Here is a 26,971-nt window from a genome sequence, read left to right on the forward strand (position 1 = left end):
ATGGCTGAGCTGGGACGGCTCCTGACTGCCATGGTGACGCCCATGCGGCCGGACGGCAGCGTCGACTACGAAGCGGCGGCCGCGCTGGCCGTCCGGTTGGTGGAGACGGGTTCGGACGGGGTGGTGGTCTCGGGCAGCACGGGGGAGTCGCCGACGCTGACGGACGAGGAGAAGCTGGGCCTGTTCCGGGCGGTGGTCGAGGCGGTCGGGGGACGGGCCACGGTGGTGGCCGGCACGGGCACCTACGACACCGCGCACAGCGTGGAGCTGACCCGCAAGGCCGAGAAAGCCGGGGTCGACGCGATCCTGGCCGTGGTCCCGTACTACAACAGGCCGCCGCAAGAGGGCCTCTACCGCCACTTCGAGACCGTCGCCCGCTCGACGAGCCTTCCGGTCATCCTGTACAATATCCCGGGCCGAACGGGGCAGATGCTGGCCGCCGAGACCACGGCCAGGCTGGCGGCCATCGACAACGTGGTGGGGCTGAAGGACTCGTCGGGACAGATCGATCACGTCTCACTGGTGCGTACCATGACGCCGCCCGACTTCCTCATCTACAGCGGCGACGACAGCCTGACCTTGCCGATCCTCGCCGTGGGGGGGGCAGGTGTCGTCAGTGTTGCCTCGCACCTCGTGGGCCGGCGGATCCGGGAGATGATCGAGGCGTTCGTGGGCGGCAAGGTCGATCGGGCGAAGGCGATCCACCTGGAGCTTTTCGGGCTCTTCAAGGCTTTGTTCGTCACGACCAACCCCATTCCGATCAAGCGGGCCCTGCAGCTGGCCGGCGTGAAGGTCGGCCCGGTGCGGCCGCCGCTGGTGGAGGCCTCCGAGGCGGAGACGGCCGTCATTCGCAAGGCGATGGAGCAGCTGGCGCTGGTCGGATGAGCGAGGGGCGGTCGACGGCCCCGATGCTAAGGAGGTGCATGCACGCCGCATGGGTTCGAGTGAGCCGGCGCTCTCGGTCATCCCGCTGGGCGGTCTGGGAGAAGTCGGCAAGAACATGATGGTGCTGGAGAGCGCGGACGACATCCTGGTCATCGACGCCGGGGTGATGTTTCCCGAAGAGGAGATGCTGGGGATCGACCTGGTCATCCCCGATTTCTCCTATCTCGTGGAGCGCCGGCAGAAGATCCGGGCCATCGTCCTGACCCACGGTCACGAAGATCATATCGGCGCCCTGCCGTACGTCCTGCGTCAGATCCAGGCACCCGTCTACGGCACCCGGCTCACCCTGGGGCTCGTGCGGGCCCGGCTGCTCGAGCACAACCTGGAGTCGCTGCCCGAGTTCATCGAGGTGCAGGCCGGGCAGCGGCGGCGGCTGGGCGGCTTCGACGTGGAGTTCATCCACCTCAACCACAGCATCGCCGATGCGGTCGCCATCGCCGTTCACGGTGCCGTCGGCACGGTCCTGCACGTCACCGACTTCAAGTTCGATCAGACCCCCATCGACGGGCGCCCCACCGACTATCACCGGCTGGCCGAGCTGGGCAAGCAGGGCGTGCACCTCCTGCTCTCCGACAGCACCAACGCCGAGCAGCCCGGCTGGAGCCCGTCGGAGCGCCGCGTGGGGGAGGCGTTCCTCGAGGCGTTTCGCAGGGCGGCCGGCCGGGTGCTGGTGGCCACGTTCGCCACCAACGTCCACCGCATCCAGCAGGCCATCGACGCGGCGGTGGCCACCGGCCGGCGGGTGGCGGTGGTCGGACGCAGCATGGAGACGGTCGTGGGCATCGCCGCCGAGCTGGGGTACCTGCGGATCCCGGAGGGGGTCCTCATCGCGCAGGACCAGATCGGCCAGCAGGCTCACAACCGGCTGGTCATCCTGACCACCGGGAGCCAGGGAGAGCCGATGTCGGCCCTCTCCCGCATGGCCTCCCAGGATCACCGGCTCGTGGAGATCGTGCCGGGGGACACCGTCATCATCTCGGCGCACCCGATCCCCGGCAACGAGCGGCTGGTCGGCAGGACCGTCAACCGGCTGTTCAAGCTCGGCGCCAACGTGATCTACGAGCCCTTCGAGGGGATTCACGCCTCGGGCCACGCCTGCCAGGAGGAGCTGAAGCTCCTGCTCAACCTGGTGCGCCCGCGCTTTTTCGTGCCGGTGCACGGCGAGTACCGGATGCTGGTCAAGCACGCCCGGCTCGCCCGGGACGTGGGAATCGCGCCCGACGGCATCTTCATCGTGGAAAACGGGGACGTGCTCGAGCTCACCGCCGATCGGCTCGCCCGCAAGGGCCGGGTGCAGGCGGGGCAGGTCTTCGTGGACGGGCTGTCGGTGGGCGACGTGGGCAACGTGGTGCTCCGGGATCGCCGCCACCTCGCCCAGGACGGCATCCTGGTCGTCGTCCTGACCGTCGACTCCCGATCGGGGGAGCTCCTGGCGGGGCCGGAGCTCGTCTCCCGGGGCTTCGTCTACGTGCGGGAGTCGGAGACCTTCATGGAGGAGGCCCGGCAGGAGGCCAAGACGGCGCTGCTCGACGTGCTGTCGAAAAACGGCGCCGAGTGGGGAGCGGTCAAGGGCCGGGTGCGGGAGGCGCTGGGCCAGTTCATCTTCGAGCGGCTCAAGCGCCGGCCCATGATCTTGCCGATCATCGTCGAGGTCTGAGGCCACAGACGGTGCATACTACCTCCCGGGCGCAGCCGGCCTTCGTGGGGGCGGCTGCCCGTTCACAACCGGCACGCTACGGGAGGACACCTGGTGTTTTGCTGGAGCCAACAGGGGGCGGACCCATCGGACGGCCCCGAGCAGGAGGACGGTCAGGCGCCGGACGGGGAGCGCGGGATCCCTGCGGTGGCGCCCCCGGCACCCTCCAACCCGCAGGCGGCGCCTCCCCTCGAGTACCTGCGGCAGCTGGGGCAGCTCGCGGCGGTCCCGTCGGGGGATCTGGGCATCCACGTCCTGCCCATCATCGGGCAGGTGGAAGGGCACGTGAGCCTGCCCCCCAAGAACAAGACCACCCGCTACGAGCACATCATCCCCCAGCTCGTGGCCGTCGAACAGAGCCCCCGGGTCCGGGGCCTGCTCATCGTGCTCAACACCGTGGGGGGCGACATCGAGGCCGGGCTTGCCATCGCGGAGATGGTACGAACCCTCTCCAAGCCTTCGGTCTCGGTCGTGCTGGGCGGCGGGCACTCCATCGGCATCCCGATCGCGGTGGCGGCCGACCACAGCCTGATCGCCGAGACCGCCACCGTCACGGTGCACCCGGTGCGCCTGTCGGGCGTGCTGGTGGGCATGCCGCAGGCCTACGAGTACCTCGACAAGATGCAGGACCGGATCATCCGCTTCATCGTCGACAACTCGCGGATCAGCGAGGAGAAGCTGCGAGAGCTCATGTTCCGCACGGGTGACCTCGTGCGGGACGTCGGCACCGTGCTCGTCGGGCGCGAGGCAGTCCACGCCGGGATCATCGACGAGGTAGGAGGGCTTTCGCAAGCCCTGGCGCGCCTGAAGGAGCTGGTCCGGGCCCGGGAGCAGGCGGCCCGGGCGGCCGGCGACGGAGGGGCTGCAGCCTCCCCGTGATGGTCTCCGACGTCTACTACACCGTGCTTCCCGTCAGTCTCGAGGCACCTGCGGGCGACGGCGGCCCGTTCGCCGCGCAGCGGCATGAAGTGCTGATCGGCCACTGGGGCGGCGTACCGGTCTGGGTCGAGCTGCTGCACCACGCCGACGGGCGGTGGCGGGTCCAGCGCCTCATCACCACCGCCGCCGAGCTCTACCTCTGGCCTTCCCTCTTTCCCGGCACCCCTTGGTGAAGCCCATCACAATCCTGTTATCTGCGTGTTATAATCGAGCCGCGGACGACCGGAGGCGGGTGCAACGGGCCATGAGACCGTGGGATCGGCTGGCGGTGCGCCTGCTGGGCAGCGTAGCGGCCGTGGCCCTGTTCATGAGCCTGGCGAGCTTCGGCTGGGACGCATACCGCCAGCGCGTCCAGGCGGAGCTGACGCTGACCGAGCGGGCGCGGGCCGTCACGAAGCAATTCCTGGCGGTGCGGTCCTTCGTCGCTCAGGCGGAGACGGAGAGGGTGGCCGTCAACCCTGCGGGGTTCCATCACCTGGATCCGGTCGTCGTGGCCCGGGTGGTGGGAGAGATCTTCGGTTCCAGTTCGGCGGCCCGGGTCCGGGAGGTATGGATGGGCTCCGAGCGGGCATCCCACGTGCCCGACCCGGTCGAGGAGCAGGCGCTCAGGCGCTTCTCCGCCGACCCGGCCGCCACGGAGTTCGCCGCGGTGCTGCCCGACGGTGGGCACGGGCCCCGGGTCTTCCGGTACGTCGCGCCCATCCATCTCGAGCAAAGCTGCCTGACGTGCCACCAGCAAAGTGCCCTCAGCACCGGGCACGATCGGCCGCCGGCCGTGGGCGACCTCATGGGGGCGTTGAGCATCCAGGTGCCCATCGAGGAGTTCGAGGCGGGCGTCGCCTCCTCCATCCGCAGCCGGCTGCGCTTCACGCTCCTGCTCACGGCGCTGTCGCTTTCGGTGCTGGCGGTGTTGCTGCGCCGCCAGGTCACGTCTCCCCTGGGGCAGCTCACCGCAATGGCGTCCCGCTTCGCTACGGGCGACCTCACGCCCGCTCCCCTGCCGAAGGGCGCGGTCGGAGAGACGGCCGTGCTCGCCTCGGTCATGAACTCCATGGCCGGAGCCTTGCGGGAGCTGTACGCCGACCTCGAGGCCAAGGTCGAGGAGCGGACCCGCAAGTTGACCGAGGCCAACGCGCGCCTGCAGGAAAAGCAGGTCGAGCTCGAACGGGCCCAAAAGCTGCAGTCGGAGTTCCTGGCCACCGTGTCGCACGAGCTGCGTACCCCGCTCACCTCCATCCTGGCCTTCACGGAGCTGTTGAGCGAGGAGGGGGCGACCGCGGACAGCGACCAGGTGCGCGAGTACCTGACCGACATCCGGGAGTGTGCGCAGCGGCTGTACGAGCAGATCAACGATCTGCTCGACCTGGCCCGCATCGAGGCCGGGAGGATGCAGCTCGACCGCACGGTCTTCGACGTACGCTTGGCCGTCGAGGCCACCTTGCGGCGCATCGAGCCCATGGCTGCTCGCAAGGGCCTCGAAGTGCGCCGGCCGGCGCAGGCGCAGCCGGTTTGGGTGGAGGCCGACCGCGTCCGGGTGGAGCAGGTCCTCATGAACCTGCTCTCCAACGCCGTGAAATTCACCCCTCGCGGCCACGTGGCGGTGGAGCTCGAGGAACCTGGCCCTGAGGAGCCCATGGTGCGGGTGAAGGTCCGGGATACGGGCATCGGCATCCGGCCAGAGCACCACGGCATCATCTTCGAGAAGTTCCGGCAGGTGGACAGCTCGGCCAGCCGGGAATATCCGGGCTCGGGGCTGGGGCTGGCGCTGGCCCGGCACCTGGTGGAGATGCACGGCGGGCGCATCTGGGTCGATTCGGAGCTCGGCAAGGGCAGCACGTTCACCTTCACGCTGCCCGCCCCGCCACGCGCCCCGGTCGGCGCGAGGCCGCAAGCAACACCGGAAGGCCGGAGGTGATCCGTTCGACGTGGACTCCGAACGCATACTCGTCGTCGACGACGAACCGCACATCCTCAAGGCGGTGAGCCACCGCCTCGAGCGTTCGGGCTACCAGGTGGAGGTAGCGGCGGACGGGGAAGAGGCCCTGGAGAAGTTCGACCGTTTCCGGCCCGACCTGGTCGTGCTCGACCTGATGCTGCCGCGCCTCGACGGCTACGAGGTGTGCCACGCCATCCGGGAACGGTCCAACACGCCCATCATCATCCTCTCGGCCCGCAGCGAGGAGCCCGATCGCCTGACCGGCTTCTGGTTGGGAGCGGACGACTACCTTACCAAGCCCTTCAGCCTCGCGGAACTGGTGTTGAGGATCCAGGCGGTGCTGCGCCGGGCCCGCCCCGATCCCGGCGTCGAACGCGCAGGCGCCTCCGCTGCGGGCGAGCGGCCCGACACAGGAGCGACCGAGGGCGGCGCGCCGGCAGCGGGCACGGAGCAGGTGCTCCACTTCGAGGGGCTCACGATTGACCGGCAGTGCCGCATGGTGTGGCGGCGGGGGCAGCCGGTGGATCTCACCGCCAGGGAGTTCGACCTCTTGTGGCTGCTCGCGAGCCACCCCATGGTGGTCTTCACCCGGGACCAGATCCTCGATCGAGTGTGGCAAAGCGATTACGCGGGGGATCTCGCCAACGTGACGGTCTGCATCAGCCGGTTGCGGGAAAAGCTCGAGGAGGATCCCCTGGCCCCGCAGTTCATCCAGACGGTGCGCGGGGTGGGCTACCGGTTCAGGGCCCGGCCCATCCGCCCGGGGTCGCCCGCGCCTCAAGTGCCGGCCGTGTGAGGGGCCACCCCACGGCGGCGGCACGGCCTCGGGGCCGCCCGGCGCACTTCTCCTTGCCCCTCGCCGCCGGTGGCTTTGCCGTGGCGTTAGCTTTCTGCAATGTTCCGGCAAACCACGTGCAAGTGCAGCGCAGGGTAACGGCAAGCCTCTATTCCTAGCATTGTAAGCGGACAGCAAGAGTCTTACAGGGCTCTTGCAGCGCGGCCGACAGGGAGGGACGGGGCTTGCCCACCGAGGTGCGCGGCGCGAGGACGTGTCCCCTCTTGAGCCGGCGGGCCCTGCTGGCCGGCGGGGCCGGGGCCGTGGCGGCGGGCCTTTCGGGGAGCCTCGCCGTGCCGGCGCTCGCTTCAGATCCGGCGACGGGCGGCGACGGCAGCTTCGGGATGCTGGTCGACCTCACGGAGTGCGTCGGATGCCGCAGCTGCGTCTACGCCTGCCAGGAGGCCAACGGGTGGACCGGTGACCCGGAGCGCCCGGCGATCGACGGCGATCAGTGGACGGCGGTCCGGGAGGTGGAACTGCCGGGAGACCCGGGCCACGTCCGCTACGTACGGACCCAGTGTTTTCACTGCCTCGACCCGGCTTGCGCTTCGGCCTGCCCCGTGGGGGCCCTGCACAAGACCCCCGAGGGCCCCGTGGTCTATGACGCCGGGCGCTGTATCGGCTGCCGGTACTGCATGGTCGCCTGCCCGTTCCACATCCCCCGCTACCAGTGGGAAACCCCGCTGCCCCTCGTGGCCAAGTGCATCATGTGCGCCCCGCGTCTCGAGCGGGGCGAGTCGCCCGCCTGCGCCGAGGCGTGCCCGACGGGGGCGACCACCTTTGGACGGCGCTCCGAGCTCATCGCCGTCGCGAGGAAGCGCATCGCCGATCACCCTGACCGGTACGTGCCCCGCATCTACGGGTTGACCGAAGCGGGGGGCACGTCGTGGCTGTACCTGTCCGACGTGCCGTTCGAAGAGCTGGGCTTCGCCTCGGTGGGCAGCACGCCCCCGCCTCAGAAGACCCAGGCGGTCATGGAGAAGGTGCCCGTGGTCGCCGTCGGCGTGGCCGCTCTCATGGCCGTCGTGCGGTGGTGGGAGGGCGCTCGAGAGAGCCGGGACGAGGCCCGGGACGCCCGGGAGCGGGCCGGCACACCATCCGGAAAGGAGCCCGGAGCATGAAAGCGGAGGCGCGGTGGATTCCCGGCAGGTCGCGGGAGCGCTCGACGACCGAGAAGCTCGTCGAGCTCGGCTGGGGGCGCCTGGCGCTTTGGGCGCTGGCCCTGACCGGAGGCCTGGCCATGGTCTACCGGCTCGTCCGGGGCCTGGGGGCCACGACCCATCTCAACGACGCCTGGCCCTGGGGATGGTGGATCGCCTTCGACGTCATGGGCGGCGTCGCCCTGGCGGCCGGGGCATTCGTCGTGGCGGCCTGGGTGCACCTGTTCGGCAAGCATCGTTATGCGCCGCTGGCCCGCCCGGCGGTCTTGACGGGGTTTCTCGGATACCTGATGGTGATCGCCGGCCTGTTGATGGACCTGGGGCGGCCGTACCGTATCTGGCACCCGATCGTGATGTGGCAGCCCCATTCGGTGATGTTCGAGGTGGCCTGGTGCGTGATGGTCTACACGACGGTGCTGGCCTTCGAATTCAGCCCCGTCGCGCTGGAGGGACTGGGGTGGCACCGAGCATGCCGGGCCGTACGCCGGGCGCTGGTTCCGATGGTCATCCTGGGGGTGGTGTGCTCGGTGCTGCACCAGTCGTCGCTGGGCAGCCTGCTGCTCATCGCCACGTACCGCATGGATCCCCTCTGGTACTCCCCGCTGTTGCCCGTGCTCTTCTTCGTCTCGGCCGTGGCGGCCGGGCTCGGCATGATCCAGCTCGAAGCCGCGGCGGCAAGCCGGGTCTACCGTCACCGGGTCGAGCCGGAGCTCGTCGAGGGGCTGGCCCGGGGCATGGCCTGGATGCTCGCGCTGTACCTGGCGCTGCGGCTGGGCGACTGGGTGAGCCGGGGCCAGGGGCCCTGGACGCGGCCGGTATCGCTGGAGAGCGTGGCGGCCGGACTGGAGGTCCTCGTGGGCGCAGCGTTGCCGGCCCTGGTCATGAGCCGTAAGAGCTGGAGGCAAAGCGCCCGGGCCCGCCTCGTGGCGGCCGGGTTGGCCGTGGTGGGCGTCATAGCCAACCGCATCGACTCGGTGCTGGTCTCCATGCGGGCGGGCGCCGGCGCCGCGTATGTGCCTTCCTTGCTGGAGCTGTGGGTTACCGGAGCCATCGTGGCTGCGGGCGTGCTGGGCTACGACTGGGTAGCCCGGCACTGGCCGCTGTTCGTCGAGGAGCCGGAAGCGCTGCCAGGGGAGGCGAGAGCTCAGGAAAGCCGCCGGCCGGTAGGGGTGACGGCGTCATGACGGGGGCGTCGGGGCCGGCGCCGGCCCAGGAGGTTTCCTGGGGGCCATCCCCACGGGTGCTGCTGCTGGGATTCCGGCTCGAAGAGGCGAGCGAGTTCGTGCCGCTGCTCTCCCGGTTGGGCTTCCGGATCGAGATCGGGGCCGAAGGGAGACTGGACGTCGCCCGAGGCGTACCCGGCGTGCGCGACATCCCGGGAGCCCGAGCCGAGCGGATGGGATTCGACGTCTGCCCCGCGGAAGCGGACCTGGCCCTGGTCTATCTCGAGCAGCCAGAGTCGCAGGCGCCGCCGTTGATCGACTGGCTGTCCCGGAGGTGGGGCATGCCGGTGGTCGTGCTCTCCGACGACGCCCGCTGCTCGGCCCGCATCGCGACCCTGCGGGCGGGGGCCGAGGATTACGTGTGCCGGCCCTTTTCGGCATCAGAGCTGGCGCTGCGGCTGCGGGCCATTTACCGGCGCACCGGGCCACGCCGGGCAGGATGCCCCCAGGGCGCGCCCGGCCGGCCCGGGACGGGCCCCGGCACGGCCCGGGTGGGCGACCTGGTGCTCGACCGCACCAGCCGGCTCGCCTTCCTCGGCGGGAGGGAGATTCCCCTCACGGGACGGGAGTTCGACCTGTTATGGCTGCTCGCCTCGCACCCCGGGCGAGTCTTCAGCCGGGAGGAGCTGCTGCTGCGCCTGTGGGGCGACGAGGAGGCCGCCTCCGAAGAGAGCGTGACGGTGCTCATCAGCCGGCTGCGCGCGAAGCTGCGGATGGCGGGCTCGTGCTGCACCCTCCGGATCCGGGCGCTGTGGGGCGTGGGCTACCGGCTCGAGAGCGAGCGGGGCGCGCTCCGGAGGGCTGCCGTGCCGGATCACCGGGCCGCCGTGCCCGCGCCAAAGCGGCCGGCTCTGCTCCGGGCACAATAGGGCCGGATGGAGGGAACCGCCCGTGCCACGTGAAGGGGCCCGAGCGCGCCCGACGCGGCGCCGCCGGCGCTATCCCAGGGACGCCTACAGCACGTCGGGCCTGGACGACGCCCATTTCCACCAGGAGGCAGGCAAGGATCCGCTCGACCTCGATCCCCTGTCGCACTGGCAGGAGCTGGAGCGGGCAGCGGAGTCGCAGCTACGGCGCAAACCGGGCAGCCGGGACAACGTCCCGCCTCGCGACGAAAAAGACTGACCCCGTCAGCTCGGGGGCAGGGCTTCCGCAGAGCCAGCAGAGCTTGCGGTGGAGAGTGCCTCACGAGCTGCTTTGAAGTACGTACGATTGTACAGTTGCTTGAGCGCCAGCGTCCGCAGCCTGCTGGGTGATGCGTCGTCGGTCCTGGCGAGCACCCACCGGGCCAGCCTCAGGTCCCAGTCGCCGATGGAGGCAAGCCAATCGATGGCCATGCCCACAGGGTTGAGGCCAGTAGCAAGACGCGCCTCAGCTCCGGGATGTTTGTGGATCAGGTGTACGGCCATCCTTCCTTGCGAGGCCGCGTAAGCGGCAAGCTTTTCCGGGTCCGGGGGATCCGGTTTGAAGTGATAGGCAGCGGCCTTCACGTTGAACCGCGTGCGGAGCCCCATTGCCTTCAGCCGGAGCCCGAACTCGACGTCCTCCCATCCGAGCTCTACGAAGCTCTCGTCGAACAGCCCGGCGGCCAAGGCATCCTCTCGCCTCACCGAGGCGTTGCCGCCGGCGAAAGGGGCGGAGGACCAATCCCAAACGGTGAAGCGCCGTCGCGCGATCTCCTCCAGCGAGCGGATGAGCATGGCTGGACCCGTCACGATCCCCCGCCCCCATCGCCGGTGGCTGGCCAGATGCTCCTCGAGGAACGAAGGGACGACGATGATGTCGCTGTCGATGAAGACCAGCAACTCGCCCGTGCTGGCCCGGATAGCCTCATTACGAGCTGCCGCCGCGCCGACGTGGTGATCCAACGGGAGCAAGCGAACAGGCAAGCCCTTGCGCCTGTGGAGCGCGACGACATCCGGGGTGTCATCAGTCGAGGCGTCGTCGGCGATCACGACCTCGAAGGCCGCCGGGTCCAGCGTCTGGCTGCCCAGCGCGCGCAGTGCATGGTCGAGTATCCGCGCCCGATTGTAAGTCGCGATGATGACGGTTGCCTGCATGTCCGGGCCCCTTCGTCCACGGGTTCTCAGGGAGATGTTTCGTTGGACGAGCCTGTTCGCTTTCGGTATAGCATCGCGCCGAGGACCCAAAACCCCACGCCGATGTGTAGGGACCACATCGTGCCATCAAAGAGCTGGTGGGTCAGCAAGGCGCTCAGCGCGGCAAGGAGCACGGCCACCCACTCGTGCTCCTCTGGGGATGCCTGGAGCAGCCTCTTGCGGGCTTGCCCGACCCACGTCCCCAGAATGGCAATGAAAGCGGCCAATCCGGGCACCCCGGTCTCTGCGAGAAGGTTGAGGAACAGGTTGTGAGCAAAGGAGACGTTGGGTTCGTGCGCCGCACTGACGCGGTAATCAGGATACACCCGGCTGAACGCACCCAATCCCACGCCGAACCACGGGTGCTCCAGGAACATGTGCCATGAGCCTTCCCAGATGTATATCCGCTCCGTCTTGGAAGACGAAGTGGGGTCGATCCGAGAAAGCAACATACCAAGGGCCGGTAGGCGCGCCATCCAGATGACGGAAGCGGCCAACGCCACGACCAGTGCAACGACGAGGACGAGGGCAACGACATGGCGCCGCATGCGAGGCGTACCGGCGGCCAGCATCACTGCCTGGGCGGTCACGGCGCCGATCCAGCCTCCCTGAGAAAAGCTCAGAAACAGTGCCACGGCTCCTACCACTGCCGTGACCCACCCGAGCACCTGGTCGGGGCCCCCGATGGCCACAAGCTGGGCTACCGGCAGCGCCATGGCCAGAAGAGTCCCGATTCCGTTCTTGCCGAGGAAAGGAGTCCGCACGATCGTCGAGTCCTCCATGAAAAACCCCAATCCCATCGAGGCGAGGATAAGGGTACCCATCACCCAGTAGTGGGCTGCCTCGCTCGGAGAACCGTGCGGGGCGAGGGGCTGTTGCTGTACGGTCCAGAAGACGAGGACGAACGTCGCGACCATCGCAGCAGCAGGCCAGGCCAGCTCAGGGGCGGGCGAATGCCATGCGGAGAGGGCGCTTGCTCCCAGGAACAGCAGGGGATGAAGCCGGTCCCAGAGGGACACTTCCCCGGCAGATGTCCGAGTCGCCGCAGGGGAAGTGAGACGTACCCAGCCGGCTCGGAGGGCCTGCCATGCCCCTTGAGCGAGGAACACCAGCGTCGCAGCAAGGCCTGCGCCCGCGCCAAAGAGCAGGAGAGCCAAACCAAATACGCTCTCGTTCCTATGCGAAGGCGCAGCAGCCGGCACCAGGGCTGATGTCTCCCGGGTTCGGGTATCCACCGGACGCTCGGCCATCACAGGCGATGAGACCCCTTTCCCGGTGTGCTACGAGTCTTGGTGTCACCAGTCGCGCGCTGCAGCAAGCGCACCGCCCGTATGGCGTACCGCGCAATCCGGCGACTGCCGCCCGCCGGTCCCATACGGGCCTTTCCTATATCGCCCATACGTTCCATGCGAGCAGGGTCGCTCAGGATGGCAGAGACGGCGTCGGCAAGGGCTTCACCCCGGGGGACCGTGACGGTGACGGCCTCCCCGAGGAGCCTCTCCTGCCGCCGGCAAAGTTCCTCCGTCACCTGCGGGCCCCTACCCGGGCACGTCACGACTGGCTTTCCAAGTCCCGCTGCTTGTTCGTTGGCGGTCCCCGCCATCCCCATGACGACGGTGGCTTGCCGCAGAACGTCACCGAAGCGTGAAGCGACAACGGTCACCTTAGCCCCGCAAGATCCGTAGAGAAACCCCGCCTGCCCCGTGCCACCTCCGGCAGGCACCCATCGCCATCCGTCCGGCCAGTGTACCCCACCCTTGCTGGCGGGGAGGGGAAGGCTTTCGGCCCACGCCATGACGAACGACAGGTAGGGATGACGGGCCGCGAGCAAGGGGACCGCGGAAAGAAGAATGGAGAGGTTGCGATAAGCCTCTGGGCGGCTCCCCGGCAGGATCGCTACGACAGGCGACCCTGCCGAGTCGACGACAGGGCCCTCGTCCGTGAACGTCAAGGAGTCCATCATGGGATTGCCCACGAACCTGGCCCGCACTCCCAGGCCTGCGAGAGAGGCAGCGCTGAAGGCGTCCCGGGTGAAAACCCACAGCGCGGTACGTCGCAGGAGGGAAACGTCGAGGGGTGTCCACACATCGGACAGCCGATCCGACAGATAGGCGGAATCTGCAATGTCTACCATGATTAACGGGCGGCGCACGATCCATCGCGCCGTGTAGGGCATGAGCCGGTCGCCGACCCCTACCATCAGCGTGATGCCAACGCGCAGCCGGCACAATGTCCGTGCCTGGCGCAGGTGGAGCCGGAGGAGCCCGGCCCGGAGATCCTGCCATACGGCCCCCGGGCGCTGGATGCCAATGAACCCCCCGCTCGGCATCGAGGCCACAGGGGTCACGACGGGCAAACCTTTGCGACGATAGGCACCTCCCAGTCCCACAATGGATGCTGCCGGTACATCGATGTCCGGTGCGAGTTCGCGCAGTGCGGCGCCGATTTCGGCTCCCACCGCATCCTCTCCGTGGCCGTTGCTCACCACGAGGAGCTTGCCCGAACGGGCTCGCGAGATTGATCCCTGTGCCACGAGGCGATTGTACACCGGTGACCTGAAGCACGAAAAGGCGTGGAGGACGGCCTCTTCCTCATAGAGACCCCACGCCGGCCGTAAGTTGGAGGTGTGCCCGCGGTCCTCGGAACAACGCTGGGATTGGTGCTGGCCGTCGCTGGTGTACGGCTGGCGTATCTCGCCATACGCACGGCGGCCCGCTCATGGGTGCAGCGGTGGTTCGTCATCGCCGGCGATGGCCCGGTGGCTATGGCGCTGTCGGGCATGCTCGCGGCCGCTCTGGCTCATAGCTCCAGCATGGTAGAGGTCCTTGCCCTCGGCCTCGTGCAGACGGAGGGCCTCCCCATGGCCCACGCTCTTTACGTCATCATCGGAGCCAACGTCGGGACGACGCTGACCGCACAACTCGTGGCGCTTCAGCTTCCGAGCGTGGGCATTGGGATGATGGCGGTAGGGGCAGGAGGCTACTTGCTGTCGAGACAGAGGGAGTTTTCCCTGGCCCTGTTCAGCATCGGTGCCTTCCTTCAAGGAATGGAGTGGATTGGCCGGTCGTTGGGCCCGCTGGCTACCGGAGTCTTGGGAGCCGTCGAAGGGTCTAACTCGGTCTTGAGGGCGTTTGGCCTGGGATGGCTGGTTACCTCCCTCATTCAGAGCAGCACCACGGTCACGACATCGGTGGTGAACATGGTGGCGGCGGGTTTGATGGAGACTCGTCCCGGCGTTGCCGCCGTGCTGGGAAGCAATGTGGGCACGGTCACGACAGGATTGGTGGCGTCCCTGTTTATGGGAAGAGGGGCGACACGACTGGCGATGGCCGACTTCTTTCTCAACCTGGTAGGGGCGGCGGTGGCACTTGTCCTCTTCCGTCCTTTCCACGATCTCGTCACGAGCCTGGCGGGCTCGGCTGCCCAGAGCGTGGCTCACGCCCATACCCTCTTCAACTTGCTGAGCGCACTGGTGAGTTTCCCCCTGGTACCGAAAATGGCCCGGTGGCTGGAAGGCCGGTAGCCAGCAGGACACCGGCTGCCCGCAGGAGTCTTTGCCGGCGCGTGGAAAGGGCGGCGGCGGGAGCGGCACGCGGCCGCTCGCCTCGTTACTGGAGTCTAACGGCAGTGGCCGGGCATGCAGGTAGGACCGGCCCGCCGCCGAAGGGTTTCTGAACCGCAGGTGGAGGAGAACGAACACGTGGCGACGCCCGGGCGGGAGCAGCGGCGCCGGCACCGGGCCGGGCGGCTGCTGGTGGCGGCCGCGCTCCTGGGTTGGATGGGATGGGCCGGTTGGGGCGCCGGCGCCCGTTGGGTGGCGGCTGCGTGGGGCCCGGTGGACGTAGCGCGGTGGGGCCAGCTTTCCGAGGAGACGCCGGGCACGCTCTGGGTGGTTCGCCAGGAGCGGCTCTTGCGGGCACCTTCCGCCGGGAGGGTGCTCGCGCTCGTCGGCGAAGGAGAGGCCGTGCGCCGGGGTCAGGCCCTCCTGCGCGTGATCCCGGAGGGCGCCCAGGGCGGCGCGGCCACGCTATGGGCTCCGTCGGCCGGCATCGTGAGCTTCGTCTCCGACGGGCTGGAGGCCGCCGACGCCTTTTCTGCGCCGGCGCCTCCCCGGCCTCCCCGAGACGACTCGGCCCGGCCGGTTTCGCTCGTGGGCGGCGGCGTCGTCGCCCGAGGTCAACCCGTGGTGCGGCTCGTCGACCACGCGGAGCTCCGCGGGATCTTTTGGCCCGATCGCCCCTCCCGGTGGCGACCGGCGGAAGGGCAACGGGTGGAGGTGTGGGTCGGGGCCGGCGGCACCGGGGTGCCCGGCAGCGTGACGAAGGCGCCAGCGGCGCCGGGAGGCTCCCTGGAGTTGCGGCTCGAACGCCAGCCTGTGGAGTGGCTGTACCGGCGGCTCGTGCCGGGGGTGCGGCTGGTCACCGGCCGCTACACCGGGGTGATCGTGCCATCCTCGGCGCTCGCCGCCCGTTCGGGGCACACGGGCGTCTGGGTGCAGACGGAGGGCGGGCCGGTCTTCGTGCCGGTTCAGGTGGTCGGACGCCTGGGCGGCCGGGCGGTCGTGCAGGGCGTTTCGGACAGGGTCAGGGTCTACCGGTGGCCGCGATGGCTGGGATCGTGAGCGGCCTGGAGAGGTGAGGCGCACATGCCGGGCTTCATCGAGCGGGTCCTGGGATGGCTGGGCGTGGATGCGGAGGATGCGGCTACCGCCGAACGGACGCCGGCCCGCTCGCCGGCGCAGCTGCCCAGAGAGGCCGAGGCGGCTGCCCGGCGCTCCCGGGTGGTCCCCCTGGCGCCCTCCGCATCTCCTGGCGCAGGGGCCGCAGGCGCCGGCGGGGTGGCCCCGGCTCGCTCGCAGTCCAAGCTGATCGTGTCCGAACCGGCAGCGTTCGACGACGTACAGGCCATTGCCGTTCACCTGCGAAGCCAGCGCCCTGTCGTGGTGAGCCTCCGGGCGGCCGACCGGGAGACCGCCCGGCGCATCGTGGACTTCCTCTCAGGGGTGGTCTTCGCCCTGGACGGCTCCATGCGGAGGATCTCCGAGGACATCGTGCTGTGCGCCCCAGGTGGCGTGGACGTCGAACTCGAAGGGACGACGACCCCGTGAAAGTAGCAGAGCGCGTCGCGGTCATCGGGGCCGGCGCCATGGGCGAGGCCTTCATCCGGGGCCTCCTGCGCGGCGGCTTCGTCAACCGTGAGCAACTGGTGGCAACCGACAAGAGCAACGAACGGCGTGCGCACGTCGAGCAGAGCTATGGGATCCTCGTGACCCTGGACAACGCCGAGGCGCTCCGTACCGCCGATACCGCGGTCGTGGCGGTCAAGCCTCAAAACATCGTGGAGGCGCTGAGAGAGCTGGCTCCCGCCGTGGAGCCCCAGCGCCACCTCATCATCTCCATCGCCGCCGGGGTGCCCACGTCGACCATCGAACGGCGGCTGCCCCCTGGCACGCCGGTGGTGCGGGCCATGCCCAACATCGCGGCGCTGGTAGGGCAGGCGGCCACGGCCCTTTGCAAGGGTACCTTCGCCCAGGACGCCCACCTCCAGCGGGCGCTCGGCATCTTCGAGGCGATAGGGCGGGCCGTGGTCGTCGGGGAAGCTCTGATGGACGCGGTGACCGGTCTGTCGGGGAGCGGGCCGGCTTATGCGTACCTCATGATCGAGGCGCTGGCGGACGGGGGAGTGGCGGCGGGGCTCTCCCGGGAGGCGGCCATGTTCCTGGCTGCCCAGACCCTGGCGGGAGCCGCCCGCATGGTGCTGGACACGGGGCGCCACCCGGCGGAGCTGCGTAACTGGGTGACGTCGCCGGCCGGCACCACGGCGGCAGGGTTGACCGTGCTGGAAAGCCGTGGGGTGCGAGGCGCGCTCATGGAGGCGGTGCTCGCCGGCACCCGCAGGTCCCGGGAGTTGGGGGAGGCGGGCCTGCAGCACCCGGCCGCCTCCGGGAGCGGAGGGGCTTGACCCATGGGCGCAGTGATGGGGTGGCTGGGCCTGCTCGTCTACCGGTTGCTGGCGTTGTACAGCTGGATCCTGCTCGCGCGGGTGCTCGTCTCGTGGCTGCCCGTGGACCCATACCATCCTGCCGTCCGGTTCCTGCGGGACGTCACGGAGCCGGTGCTGGCCCCCATCCGCAGGGTGCTGCCGCCCGTGCCGGGCATCGACTACTCGCCCATCGTGGCGTTCCTGCTCATCATGGTGGTGCAGCGGATCGTCCTGGCGGTCTTTTGAAGCCGGGGCCCCGGCCCACTTTCACGGCCCGGAGCGCTTGATAGCGCACCCGGTGTGCGGTATACTCGGAGCTAACATCGACATTTGCGTTTGCGTGCACAGGCGATGCGCGGGAGAGTAGCGACCGGCCTCTGTCCGGGAGCGAGCCGGGGTGGGTGCGAGCCCGGCGACACGCGGTCGTGAAGATCACCCGCAAGCCGCCCGCCGAGCCGGGGCCTCGCGGTGCGCCCCGGGGTAGACCGGGCCGGAGAGGGCCGTTACCTCCTCCATCGAGTGGGAAGTTCCGTGCGCCGCGCCGGAGCCCGGTGCGGAGTGTGCGGTCTTTCAACGAGGGTGGTACCGCGTGAGCGATGGGGCTCTCGTCCCTTGGACGAGAGCCTTTCGTTTTTGAATGGGACCTGCGGGCCAACGAGACCGGGGAGAGTGGTACAGGTGCATCGTCCAACCCAGACCTCGACGACGAAGCAGACCGAGACGGCCGGGGGCAACGGCAAGGCGGACTGGTCGCGCACCGTGCTGACGCCCAGGACCGCCTTTCCCATGAAGGCCGACCTGCCCCGGCGCGAGCCCGAGATCGAGCGCTTCTGGCAGGAGCACCGGCTGTACGACAAGCTCCAGCAAATGCGGCGCCAGGAAGGCGCTCCGCTTTTCGTGCTGCACGACGGGCCGCCTTACGCCAACGGCAACATCCACCTCGGTACCGCTCTCAACAAGATCCTCAAGGACTTCATCGTCCGGGTCCGCTCCATGGAAGGGATGCGGGCGCCTTACGTGCCCGGCTGGGACACCCACGGCATGCCCATCGAGCACGAGGTGATCCGCCGGCACCGGATCGACCGGCACCAGATGTCGGTGCTGGAGTTCAGGCGGCGCTGCCGGGAGTACGCGCTCCACTTCGTCGACATCCAGCGGGAGGAGTTTAGGCGCCTGGGCGTCTGGGGCGAGTGGGAGCGCCCTTACCTCACCCTGGAGCCGGCGTACGAAGCGCGCCAGGTCGAGCTGTTCGGCGAGATGGTGGAGCGCGGGTACATCTACCGGGGGCTCAAGCCGGTCTACTGGTGCCCGCGCTGCGAGACGGCACTGGCCGAGGCAGAGGTGGAGTACCGGGATCACGAAAGCCCGAGCATCTATGTGGCCTTTCCGTTCAAGGACGGCTCCGGCGCAGGGCTGGACCTGGCCGCCGCCGGGGCCTCGATGCTCATCTGGACGACGACGCCCTGGACGCTGCCGGCCAACCAGGCGGTGGCCGTGCACCCGGATCACCCTTACGTCTGGGCCCGCATCGCCGGGCGGGATCTGGTCGTGGCCGAAACCCGCCTCGCCTCCGTGGCGGCGCTGGCAGGCGAGGGGGCCCCCGCCGTGGTCCGGCGGCTCAAGGGGTTCGAGCTGTTGGGCGCCACGCTCATGCACCCGCTCGAGGCGCGGGAGGTGCCGGTGGTCGGCGACGACATGGTCAGCATGGAGCAGGGCAGCGGCGCCGTCCATATCGCACCGGGCCACGGCCAGGAGGACTACGAGGTGGGGCTGCGCTACCAGCTCCCGGTGGTGACGCCGGTGGACGACCACGGGCGGTTCACCGAGCTGGCCGGGCCGTACGCAGGGCTCGGGGTGGACGAGGCCACCCCCATCATCCTGCGCGACCTGGAGAGCCGGCACCGGCTGTTCCACTCGGGCCTGACCACCCACCAGTACCCGCACTGCTGGCGCTGCAAGGGGCCGGTGATCTTTCGCGCCACCGAGCAGTGGTTCGCCTCGGTGGACGGCTTCCGGCGCCAGGCCCTGGCCGCCATCGACCAGGTGCAGTGGGTACCGTCCTGGGGGAGGGATCGGATTCGCCGGATGGTGGCCGACCGGCATGACTGGTGTATCTCCCGCCAGAGGACGTGGGGGGTGCCCATTCCGGTCTTCTACTGCGAGGGGTGCGGTCGCCCGCTGATCGACCGGCGCACCATCCAGGCGGTGGCCGCCGTGTTCGCCCGGGAGGGGTCGGACGCCTGGTTCGCCCACGAGGCCGAAGAGCTGCTACCTCCGGGGACCCGGTGCCCGGAGTGCGGCAGCAGCCGCTTCGCGAAAGGGACCGACACGATGGACGTCTGGTTCGACTCGGGGTCGAGTCACGAGGCGGTGCTCACCCAGCGGGAAGAGCTGCGCTGGCCCGCCGACCTCTATCTCGAGGGCACGGACCAGCACCGGGGATGGTTCCAGTCGTCGCTGCTCACGGCGGTTGCCACCCGAGGTCAACCGCCGTACCGGGCCGTGGTGACCCACGGCTTCGTCGTGGACGCGCAGGGACGGGCCATGCACAAGTCCCTGGGCAACGCGGTCGCGCCCCAGGAGGTCATCGACCGGTACGGCGCCGACGTGTTGCGCCTTCTGGTCGCCTCGTCGGATTACCGGGAGGACGTGCGGGTCTCGACGGGCATCCTGGATCAGGTGGCGGACGCTTACCGGCGCATCCGCAACACGTTGCGCTTCTTGCTCGGGAGCCTGTTCGACTTCGATCCGGCGCAGCATCAGGTGCCGCTCGAGAGGATGCAGGAGCTGGACCGGTGGGCGCTGGCCCGCACCGCCGACCTGGCGGAGCGGTGCGTCGGGGCTTACGGGCGCTACGAGTTCCACGTCCCGTACCACGAGATCTTGCGCTTTTGCACCGTCGACATGGGCGGGTTCTACCTGGACGTCCTCAAGGATCGCCTTTACTGCGACGCCGCCGGCTCGCTCTCCCGGCGCTCGGCGCAGACCGCGCTCTACCACGTCCTCCAGGTGTTGGTACGGCTCATCGCACCGATTCTCGTGCACACGGCCGAAGAGGTGTGGCAGCACGTGCCCGGCCCGAAAGAGGCGGAGAGCGTCCACCTCACCCGGTGGCCCGAGACAGCCCGGTGGCGTGACCCCGAGCGGCTCGCCCGGATGGAGCCGTTCTTCGAGCTGCGCCGCCAGGTGATGCGGGCCCTCGAGCAGGCCCGGGGGGAGGACCGGATTTCGACCTCGCTGCAGGCCGAGCTCATCGTCGAGGCTCCTGCCCGCTTGCTGGAGTCGTTGGGAGCCGGGCCCGAGACGCTGAGCGCCTGGCTGATGGTGGCTTCCGTGACCTTGCGGCCCGGGGCCGACTGGCACGTGGAGGTCGAGCCCACGCTCGCCGCGAAGTGCCAGCGCTGCTGGCGGTATGTCCCGTCGGTGGGCGAGATCCCCGGGCGCCCGGACCTGTGCGAGCGCTGCGCCGAGGTCGTCGCTTCGGGCGCCTGAGGTGGTGGGGCTGGGCCGCGGCAGGGCGGGGCACACTAGGCCGGGGCGGGGCGCGGGCGCTGTTGGGACTGCGTCGCATGGCCTCCAAGCACGAAGGGGAAGGCGCCAGGTCCCACGATCGGGAGGCTCCTCCCGGTGCCGGCCGGCGCAGTACTGCACGGCGCCGGGCGCCGGCTTCGCCGGTCGGCAGGCTCATCCAGCGGCTGGACGACCTGGTGGCCGCGATGGAAAAGGCCAACCTGGCCGAGCTCGTGGAGCTCTACCGTAACCCGGCGCGCTTGATGTCGCTCAACTTCATGGCCGGAGTCTTCCGGGGGTTCGGCCTGGCAGTGGGCTTCACGGCCGTGGGCGCCATCTTCCTGTACCTGTTGGGGCGGCTGGCCGCCCTCAACATCCCGTACATCGGCGACTTCGTCGCGGAGATCGTCCGCATCGTGCAGACCGAGCTCGCGCGCCACTGATGAAACAGGCCCGCCCCGAGAGGAGTGGCGTTGGGTGCCCTCGCTACCGGAGGATTTGCGTACGCGGCTTCGCCGGCGCCTCCAGCGGCTGGAGCGAGATCTGGGGCAACGGGCCGAAGCGATGCAGCGCCAGGGGCTCGACCGGCCCGAGAGCGAGAGCGTCGGGGAACTATCGAGCTACGACCAGCATACCTCCGACCTCGCGGACGAGACGTACGAACGGAGCAAGGACCTGGGACTGCTCGAACGGCTCCGCATCACCCGAGACGAGGTGCACCAGGCGCTGGTCCGGATGGACCGGGGCACCTACGGCTACTGCGAGGAGTGCGGCCGGTCGATCGGCGCGGCGCGCCTGCTCGCCATGCCGTACGCTCGCCGCTGCGTGCACTGCCAACGGATCCACGATAGGGACGAGCAACGCAGGGTCGAAGCGGGGCCCGGATGGCGACCCCTGGAGGAAGCCACGCTCGCGCCGCCCTTCGCCCGGGCCAACCTGGTCAACGAAGGGGAGGCGGCCCTCGGCCCCGAGGACGTTTGGGATGCGCTGGCCCAATACGGCAACGCCAACTCGCCCCAGGACGTGCCGGGCGCCGTGGACTACGACGAGACCTTCGAAGGGGCCGACACCCAGTTGCGGGGCGGAACCGGCGAAGTGGAGTTCGTGGCCGACGTGACGGGGCAAGGGGTCGCCGACCTGCAGGCCATCTACCCCGACCCGAGCGGCCCCGGGCGACGGCGGCCCCGCTCCATGGAGGACGAGGAAGAGCAGCCGCCCGCGACTCCCCCTTCGTGAAGGGCGGCGACGCGAGGCCGGGCGCCGTACCCTTTCTCTCGGCCTGGCAGGGATGGTAGAATGGGCCACGTGCGACGGGACTATGGGATGGTACTGGCATGGGCCGCAGGGACGCTTGCCGTCGATCAGGCGGCCAAGTGGGCCGTTTCGCGCTGGCTCGGGCCGGGGGAGTCGGTAGGCGTGGCGGGGCGCCTCATCCGATTGACCCACGTCACCAACCCCGGCGCCGCCTTCGGCCTGTTCCAGGGGCGCCAGGAGCTCTTCGTCGCGGCGACGCTGCTCGTCTTCGTGCTGGCGGTGGTGATGGCGGGGAGGGTCGGCCCCAAGAGCGGCCTGGCGCTGGCGGGCCTGGGGCTGGCCGCCGGCGGCGCGGCGGGCAACCTGGTGGATCGGCTGCGCACGGGGTCGGTCATCGACTTCATCGACCTGAGCGTGTGGCCGGTCTTCAACCTGGCCGACACCGGGATCGTCGTCGGCGTCGCGTTGCTCTTCTGGTACCTCGTCCGGCACCACGCCCCGGCGGTCTCCGCCGAGGGCGACAGCCGCTCCCGATCGTGAATGGGGATGCACTCAGGCCCGGATCCGCAAGCAGGCCGTGAGATCACGCTGACGGTGCCACCCGAAGCCCACGGGCTCCGGGTCGACGCCTACTTGGCCCAGTTCACCGAGGTCGGCCCCTCGCGGGCGTTCGTACAGCGGTTGATCACCCGCGGCAACGTGCTGCTCAACGGCCGTCCCGCCAAGCCGGCCCACCGCGTGGCCGAGGGCGACGAGGTATGGGTGCTGGTACCCCCGCCCGAGCGCCCGGAGGACCTGCAGCCCGAGGCCATCCCCATCGACGTGGTCTACGAGGACGAGCACCTGCTGGTCATCAACAAGCCCCGGGGCATGGTGGTGCATCCGGGGGTCGGCAACTTTTCGGGCACCCTCGTCAACGCGCTGCTCGCTCACTCGCCCCGCCTGTCAGGGATCGCAGGCGTCATGCGCCCGGGGATCGTCCACCGGCTCGACAAGGACACCACCGGGCTATTGGTGGTGGCCAAGACCAACGACGCTCACCTCGGCCTGACCCGCCAGCTCAAGGAGCGCACCATCCACCGCATCTACTGGGCCATCGTGCGGGGCCAGCCGGGCGTGGAAGCGGGCCTCGTCGACGCCCCCATCGGGCGCCATCCTCACGACCGGCTGCGCATGGCCGTCGTGCCCGAGGGCCGCCCGGCCGTCACCCGCTTCACGGTGCTGGAACGGTTCGGTGCGTACAGCCTGCTGGAGGTAAAACTCGAGACAGGCCGAACTCACCAGATCCGGGTGCACATGGCTTACATCGGTCATCCGATCGCCGGGGACCCCGTATACGGGGCCGGCCGCGGCCACAAGGCCAGGGGCGAGCTGGGTTTGAAAGCCCAGGCTCTTCACGCCAGGGAGCTGGTGTTCGTGCATCCGGTGACCGGCCGGCCCATGCACTTCGTCGCGCCCCTGCCGGAGGACATGGAGCAGGCGCTCGAGCGGCTGCGGGCCGAGGCGAGCAGCCGGCGCCTGTAGGAGGATCGAGGGGGCCTTCCCTTGGGCTTGCGGGAACGCGCGCAGATCATGGACGCCGAGGAGATCCGCCGTGCGCTCGAGCGCATGGCCCACGAGATCGCCGAGCGCAACATGGGAGCCCCGTCGCTTGCGCTGGTGGGCATCAAGGCGAGGGGCGTGCCGCTGGCGCGGCGCCTGGCCGAGTTGCTCGAGCGCATCGAGGGGCGCGCGATCCCGGTGGGAGCCCTCGACATCACCCTGTACCGGGACGACCTCAGCGCGGTGGCGAGCGTGCCGGTCGTGCGCCGCACGGAGATCGACTTCGACGTGTCCGGGCGCGCACTGGTGCTGGTGGACGACGTGCTGTTCACCGGGCGCACGGTGCGGGCTGCGCTCGACGCCCTCATGGACCTGGGCCGGCCTGCCCGGGTGCAGCTGGGCGTCCTCATCGACCGGGGCCACCGGGAGCTGCCGATCCAGGCCGACTTCGTCGGCAAACACGTGCCCACGGCCCGCCGGGAGCTGGTCGACGTGCACATCCGCGAGATCGACGGGGAGGACCGGGTGGTCATCCTGGAGCGCGACGAGGGACCGGCGCCCGGCCGGGTGGAGAGGTGAGGTAGCGCCGTGTGGCCGAAAGATCTCCTGGGCCTGCGGGACCTGGGCGCGGAGCGGATCACCCAGGTGCTCGATACGGCGGACGTGATGCGTCAGGTCTTCGAGCGCCCCGTCAAGAAGTTCCCTACCCTTCGCGGGCGCGTGGTGGTCAACCTCTTCTACGAGCCCTCCACCCGTACCCGGACCAGCTTCGAGCTGGCGGCCAAGGCGCTGAGCGCCGACGTCACCAGCATCGCGGTGGCGCAGTCCAGCGTCGTCAAGGGCGAAAGCCTGGTGGACACGGCCAGGACGCTGCAGGCGCTCGGGGCCGACTTCGTCGTCATCCGCCACTCCTCGGCCGGCGCGCCCCACCTGGTCAGCCGCACCATCCCCGCCGCGGTGGTCAACGCCGGGGACGGTGCCAACGAGCACCCCACGCAGGGGCTGCTCGATCTCTACACCATCCGCCGGCACAAAGGCCGCATCGCCGGCTTGCGGGTGCTGATCGTCGGGGACATCCTCCACTCCCGGGTCGCCCGATCCGACTTCTGGGGGTTGCTGCACCTGGGCGCCGAGGTCGCAGTAGCAGGCCCTCGCACGCTGATGCCCGAGGGGCTCGAGCGGTCTTACGGCATCCGCCGGTTCGAGCGCCTCGACGACGGCCTCGAGTGGGCGGACGTGGTCAACGTGCTCCGGATCCAGCGGGAGCGCATGCAGCGCGGGTACCTGCCCAGCCTTCGGGAGTACCGGGCTCGCTGGGGTCTGACCGCCGAGCGCCTGGGCAGGCTGAAGGAAGACGCGCTCATCATGCACCCCGGGCCCGCCAACGTGGGGGTGGAGATCGACGAAGCGGTGGTCCACGACCCTCGGACCGTCATCACGGAGCAGGTGACCAACGGCGTGGCCGTGCGCATGGCGGTGCTCTACTTGATGAGCGGCGCCCGGGAGAAGGACGGGCTCGTGGAGGGGGCGGCGCCGGAAGCGCCACGGGGCGCGGGCCATGCAGGGGGAGGCACGCTCTCGTCATGAGTGTTCTCATCAAGGGAGGCCGGGTGATCGACCCGGCCTCCCGAACGGATCAGGTCATGGACGTCCTGGTCGAGGGGGACCGCATCGTGCGGATAGCCCCCGGCATCGGGCAGCAGGCGAACCGGGTCATTGACGCCCGGGGGTGGTGGGTCGTCCCCGGGGTCATCGACATGCACACCCACCTCCGCCAGCCCGGCCAGGAGCACAAAGAGACCATCGCCACCGGCACCCGCGCGGCGGCGGCCGGCGGCGTCACCGCCGTCGCCTGCATGCCCAACACGCAGCCGCCCATCGACGATGCCTCCGTGGTGGAACACGTCCAGGCCGTGGCGCGCCGGGAAGGCGTGGTGGGCGTACGGGTCATCGGAGCGCTGACCAAGGGGCGCCAGGGCAAAGAGCTGGCCGAGATGGGTGAGATGGCGGAGGCGGGCGCGGTGGCCTTTTCCGACGACGGCGACACGGTGGCCGACGCGTCGCTCATGCGTAGCGCGCTGCAATACGCCGCCGACCTGGGACGCCCCGTGATCGTGCACGCGCTCGACCCCTGCCTGGCCCGGGGCGGAGTGATGCGGGAGGGGCCGGTGTCCCTGCGATTGGGCCTGCCGGGTATCCCGGCCGAAGCCGAAAGCATCGTGGTCGCCCGCGACATCGCCCTGGCCGCCGCGACGGGCGCGCACTTGCACGTGGCCCACGTCTCCACGGCCCGCTCCGTCGAGCTCATCCGGCAGGCCAAGCAGGCGGGAGTGCGCGTGACGGCCGAGGTGACCCCGCACCATCTCTTCCTGACCGAAGAGGCCCTGGAAGGCTACGACGCCTCCGCCAAGGTCAGTCCCCCGCTCGGTACCGAGGAGGACAGGCAGGCCCTGCGGCAGGCTCTGGCCGATGGGATCATCGACGCGGTGGCTTCCGATCACGCGCCCCATGCCCCCGAGGAGAAGGAGGTCGAGCTCGACCAGGCGCCCTTCGGCGCCGTCGGGCTGGAGACGCTGGTGGCCCTGACGCTCGGCGCCCTGACCCACCAGGGGGTGCTGACCCCCATGCAGGCGGTGCGGGCCCTGTCGCTGGCGCCGGCCCGCATCCTGGGGCTCGAGGGAGGGGTGCTGGCCGAAGGGGCTCGAGCCGACATCACCCTGTTCGACCCTGCCCAGGAGTGGACGGTGGAGCCGGCCCGCTTCCGCTCCCGGGGGCGCAACAGCCCGTTCGCCGGGTGGAAGGTGCAGGGGCGGCCGGTGGGCACCGTCGTGGGGGGCCGGATCGCGATGCTCGCCGGCACGATCGACGATGGCTGAGCAACCTCACTTCGGGGAGCGGCTCGTACGAGCCGTCACGGCCCGGGGCTCGTGCGTGGTGCTGGGGTTCGACCCGGATCCTATCTTCTTCCCGCCTTCGATCCTGTCGCGCCACGCCGAGCAGAGCCTGTTGGAGCGGGCGGCATCGGCCACGGAGGAGGTCGGAGCGGCTCTCGTTGAGGCATGTGCCCCGTTCGTGGTCGCGGTGAAATTCCAGCTGGCCTACTTCCTGGCGCTGGGGCCGGCGGGGCTTGCGACGCTTCAGCGCCTCATCCGGCTTGCAGGGGGGATGGGGCTTCTCACCATCGTGGACGGCAAGCCGGGGGACATCGACGCGACCGCCGCCGCCTACGCGCGCGCCCTCATCGGCCGCTTCCAGTGGCCGGGCGACGGGAGCACCGAGGTGCTGGGCGCCGACGCCTGCACGGTCAACCCCTATCTCGGGACCGACTCCGTCCGGCCGTTTCTCGAGTGGGTGGACACGTCGGGTAAGGGGCTCTTCGTCCTGGCCCACACCTCCAATCCGTCGGCCGGGGAGGTGCAGCACCTGCCGCTCGCGGGCGGGAAGACCGTGGCCGGTGCGGTGGCCGGGTTGATCGGCCGGTGGGCGGCCGGCCGCTTCGGACCGAGCGGGTTTGCCTCCGTGGGGGCCGTCGTGGGAGCGACCTATCCGGAGGTCGTCGGCGAGATGCGCCGCGAGTTGCCCGGGATCTGGCTGTTGTTGCCGGGCGTCGGCGCCCAGGGTGGCCAGGTCGAGGCGTTGGGCCCGGCCTTCGACCGTCGCGGCCTGGGGGGACTCGTCGCGGCCTCCCGATCTATACTGGGTGCCTGGCGGACCCATCCCGGCGGCGAGCTGCGGTGGGAGGAGGCCGGCGCCGAGGCTGCGCGCCGGCTACGCGATCAGGTCAACGACGTTCGCGGCGGGGCGTGAGGCGCGCCTGGGTCACATGGCTGCGGGCGTCGGGGTAGAG

General features: G+C 69.9%; 27 protein-coding genes. 24 read left to right on the forward strand and 3 right to left on the reverse strand.

Annotated elements, in window-relative coordinates:
- The 10 genes from dapA to U7230_RS04995 all read left to right on the forward strand — a co-directional run bounded on the left by dapA (position 1) and on the right by U7230_RS04995 (position 9,862).
- Positions 1 to 885, forward strand: coding sequence for a 4-hydroxy-tetrahydrodipicolinate synthase (gene dapA / locus U7230_RS04950; protein WP_324717630.1), 885 nt, complete (start codon positions 1 to 3; stop codon positions 883 to 885).
- Positions 886 to 934: 49 nt separating this feature from the next.
- Positions 935 to 2,602 carry a ribonuclease J gene (locus U7230_RS04955; protein ID WP_324717631.1) on the forward strand — a complete coding sequence of 556 codons (1,668 nt, stop codon included), beginning with the start codon at positions 935 to 937 and terminating at the stop codon, positions 2,600 to 2,602.
- 93 nt (positions 2,603 to 2,695) lie between these two features.
- Positions 2,696 to 3,520: a ClpP family protease gene (locus U7230_RS04960; RefSeq protein ID WP_324717632.1), complete on the forward strand. Its 825-nt coding sequence runs from the start codon at positions 2,696 to 2,698 to the stop codon at positions 3,518 to 3,520.
- Positions 3,517 to 3,753, forward strand: coding sequence for a hypothetical protein (locus tag U7230_RS04965; protein ID WP_324717633.1), 237 nt, complete (start codon positions 3,517 to 3,519; stop codon positions 3,751 to 3,753). Before U7230_RS04960 ends, U7230_RS04965 begins: the two co-directional genes overlap by 4 nt.
- A gap of 71 nt (positions 3,754 to 3,824) precedes the next feature.
- Positions 3,825 to 5,495: a sensor histidine kinase gene (locus U7230_RS04970; protein WP_324717634.1), complete on the forward strand. Its 1,671-nt coding sequence runs from the start codon at positions 3,825 to 3,827 to the stop codon at positions 5,493 to 5,495.
- 10 nt (positions 5,496 to 5,505) lie between these two features.
- A complete protein-coding gene (locus U7230_RS04975; protein WP_324717635.1) occupies positions 5,506 to 6,312 on the forward strand; it encodes a response regulator transcription factor in 807 nt (268 codons plus the stop codon).
- Between the two features lie 224 nt (positions 6,313 to 6,536).
- Entirely contained in the window at positions 6,537 to 7,475 is a 939-nt protein-coding gene (locus U7230_RS04980; protein WP_324717636.1) for a 4Fe-4S dicluster domain-containing protein, read from the forward strand.
- On the forward strand, positions 7,472 to 8,698 hold the full coding sequence (nrfD, locus tag U7230_RS04985) for an NrfD/PsrC family molybdoenzyme membrane anchor subunit (protein ID WP_324717637.1): 1,227 nt from the start codon (positions 7,472 to 7,474) through the stop codon (positions 8,696 to 8,698). Before U7230_RS04980 ends, nrfD begins: the two co-directional genes overlap by 4 nt.
- Positions 8,695 to 9,606 (forward strand): response regulator transcription factor, encoded by a 912-nt coding sequence (locus tag U7230_RS04990; RefSeq protein ID WP_324717638.1) that lies wholly within the window; start codon positions 8,695 to 8,697, stop codon positions 9,604 to 9,606. Before nrfD ends, U7230_RS04990 begins: the two co-directional genes overlap by 4 nt.
- Positions 9,607 to 9,628: 22 nt before the next feature.
- A complete protein-coding gene (locus U7230_RS04995; protein ID WP_324717639.1) occupies positions 9,629 to 9,862 on the forward strand; it encodes a hypothetical protein in 234 nt (77 codons plus the stop codon).
- Between the two features lie 5 nt (positions 9,863 to 9,867).
- Here the strand turns inward: U7230_RS04995 and U7230_RS05000 are convergent, their stop codons facing one another.
- From U7230_RS05000 to U7230_RS05010, 3 genes are all read right to left on the reverse strand, one after another.
- Positions 9,868 to 10,797, reverse strand: a complete 930-nt coding sequence (locus U7230_RS05000) for a glycosyltransferase family 2 protein (protein WP_324717640.1) — start codon at positions 10,795 to 10,797, stop codon at positions 9,868 to 9,870.
- Between the two features lie 26 nt (positions 10,798 to 10,823).
- Positions 10,824 to 11,855: an O-antigen ligase family protein gene (locus U7230_RS05005; protein ID WP_324717641.1), complete on the reverse strand. Its 1,032-nt coding sequence runs from the start codon at positions 11,853 to 11,855 to the stop codon at positions 10,824 to 10,826.
- A 230-nt stretch (positions 11,856 to 12,085) separates the two neighbouring features.
- Entirely contained in the window at positions 12,086 to 13,369 is a 1,284-nt protein-coding gene (locus tag U7230_RS05010; protein ID WP_324717642.1) for a lipid-A-disaccharide synthase-related protein, read from the reverse strand.
- A gap of 126 nt (positions 13,370 to 13,495) precedes the next feature.
- On the opposite strand from U7230_RS05010, the gene U7230_RS05015 reads away from it, so the two are divergent.
- From U7230_RS05015 to pyrF, 14 genes are all read left to right on the forward strand, one after another.
- Positions 13,496 to 14,359 carry a Na/Pi symporter gene (locus U7230_RS05015; RefSeq protein ID WP_324717644.1) on the forward strand — a complete coding sequence of 288 codons (864 nt, stop codon included), beginning with the start codon at positions 13,496 to 13,498 and terminating at the stop codon, positions 14,357 to 14,359.
- A gap of 159 nt (positions 14,360 to 14,518) precedes the next feature.
- Entirely contained in the window at positions 14,519 to 15,457 is a 939-nt protein-coding gene (locus tag U7230_RS05020) for a biotin/lipoyl attachment domain-containing protein (RefSeq protein WP_324717646.1), read from the forward strand.
- A 24-nt stretch (positions 15,458 to 15,481) separates the two neighbouring features.
- A complete protein-coding gene (locus tag U7230_RS05025) occupies positions 15,482 to 15,943 on the forward strand; it encodes a cell division protein SepF (protein WP_324717647.1) in 462 nt (153 codons plus the stop codon).
- Positions 15,940 to 16,797 carry a pyrroline-5-carboxylate reductase gene (gene proC, locus U7230_RS05030; protein ID WP_324717648.1) on the forward strand — a complete coding sequence of 286 codons (858 nt, stop codon included), beginning with the start codon at positions 15,940 to 15,942 and terminating at the stop codon, positions 16,795 to 16,797. Before U7230_RS05025 ends, proC begins: the two co-directional genes overlap by 4 nt.
- Positions 16,798 to 16,800: 3 nt before the next feature.
- Complete coding sequence (locus U7230_RS05035; protein WP_324717649.1) at positions 16,801 to 17,064, forward strand: YggT family protein; 264 nt, start codon at positions 16,801 to 16,803, stop codon at positions 17,062 to 17,064.
- A gap of 432 nt (positions 17,065 to 17,496) precedes the next feature.
- On the forward strand, positions 17,497 to 20,310 hold the full coding sequence (gene ileS, locus U7230_RS05040) for an isoleucine--tRNA ligase (RefSeq protein ID WP_324717650.1): 2,814 nt from the start codon (positions 17,497 to 17,499) through the stop codon (positions 20,308 to 20,310).
- Between the two features lie 77 nt (positions 20,311 to 20,387).
- The gene (locus U7230_RS05045; RefSeq protein ID WP_324717651.1) at positions 20,388 to 20,771 is read left to right on the forward strand and encodes a DUF5665 domain-containing protein; all 384 of its coding nucleotides are present in this window, start codon (positions 20,388 to 20,390) and stop codon (positions 20,769 to 20,771) included.
- Between the two features lie 34 nt (positions 20,772 to 20,805).
- Positions 20,806 to 21,564 (forward strand): TraR/DksA C4-type zinc finger protein, encoded by a 759-nt coding sequence (locus U7230_RS05050; protein WP_324717652.1) that lies wholly within the window; start codon positions 20,806 to 20,808, stop codon positions 21,562 to 21,564.
- A 60-nt stretch (positions 21,565 to 21,624) separates the two neighbouring features.
- The gene (gene lspA / locus U7230_RS05055; protein WP_324717653.1) at positions 21,625 to 22,122 is read left to right on the forward strand and encodes a signal peptidase II; all 498 of its coding nucleotides are present in this window, start codon (positions 21,625 to 21,627) and stop codon (positions 22,120 to 22,122) included.
- A 6-nt stretch (positions 22,123 to 22,128) separates the two neighbouring features.
- Positions 22,129 to 23,106, forward strand: coding sequence for an RluA family pseudouridine synthase (locus tag U7230_RS05060; RefSeq protein WP_324717654.1), 978 nt, complete (start codon positions 22,129 to 22,131; stop codon positions 23,104 to 23,106).
- 27 nt (positions 23,107 to 23,133) lie between these two features.
- Positions 23,134 to 23,703, forward strand: a complete 570-nt coding sequence (gene pyrR, locus U7230_RS05065) for a bifunctional pyr operon transcriptional regulator/uracil phosphoribosyltransferase PyrR (RefSeq protein WP_324717655.1) — start codon at positions 23,134 to 23,136, stop codon at positions 23,701 to 23,703.
- Positions 23,704 to 23,712: 9 nt separating this feature from the next.
- Positions 23,713 to 24,711 (forward strand): aspartate carbamoyltransferase catalytic subunit, encoded by a 999-nt coding sequence (locus U7230_RS05070; protein WP_324717656.1) that lies wholly within the window; start codon positions 23,713 to 23,715, stop codon positions 24,709 to 24,711.
- The gene (locus U7230_RS05075; RefSeq protein ID WP_324717657.1) at positions 24,708 to 26,000 is read left to right on the forward strand and encodes a dihydroorotase; all 1,293 of its coding nucleotides are present in this window, start codon (positions 24,708 to 24,710) and stop codon (positions 25,998 to 26,000) included. Before U7230_RS05070 ends, U7230_RS05075 begins: the two co-directional genes overlap by 4 nt.
- Complete coding sequence (gene pyrF / locus U7230_RS05080) at positions 25,993 to 26,931, forward strand: orotidine-5'-phosphate decarboxylase (RefSeq protein WP_324717658.1); 939 nt, start codon at positions 25,993 to 25,995, stop codon at positions 26,929 to 26,931. Before U7230_RS05075 ends, pyrF begins: the two co-directional genes overlap by 8 nt.
- Positions 26,932 to 26,971 lie beyond the last annotated feature (40 nt).

It is taken from the genome of Limnochorda sp. L945t (assembly GCF_035593305.1).
Lineage (GTDB): Bacteria > Bacillota > Limnochordia > Limnochordales > Geochordaceae > Carboxydichorda > Carboxydichorda subterranea.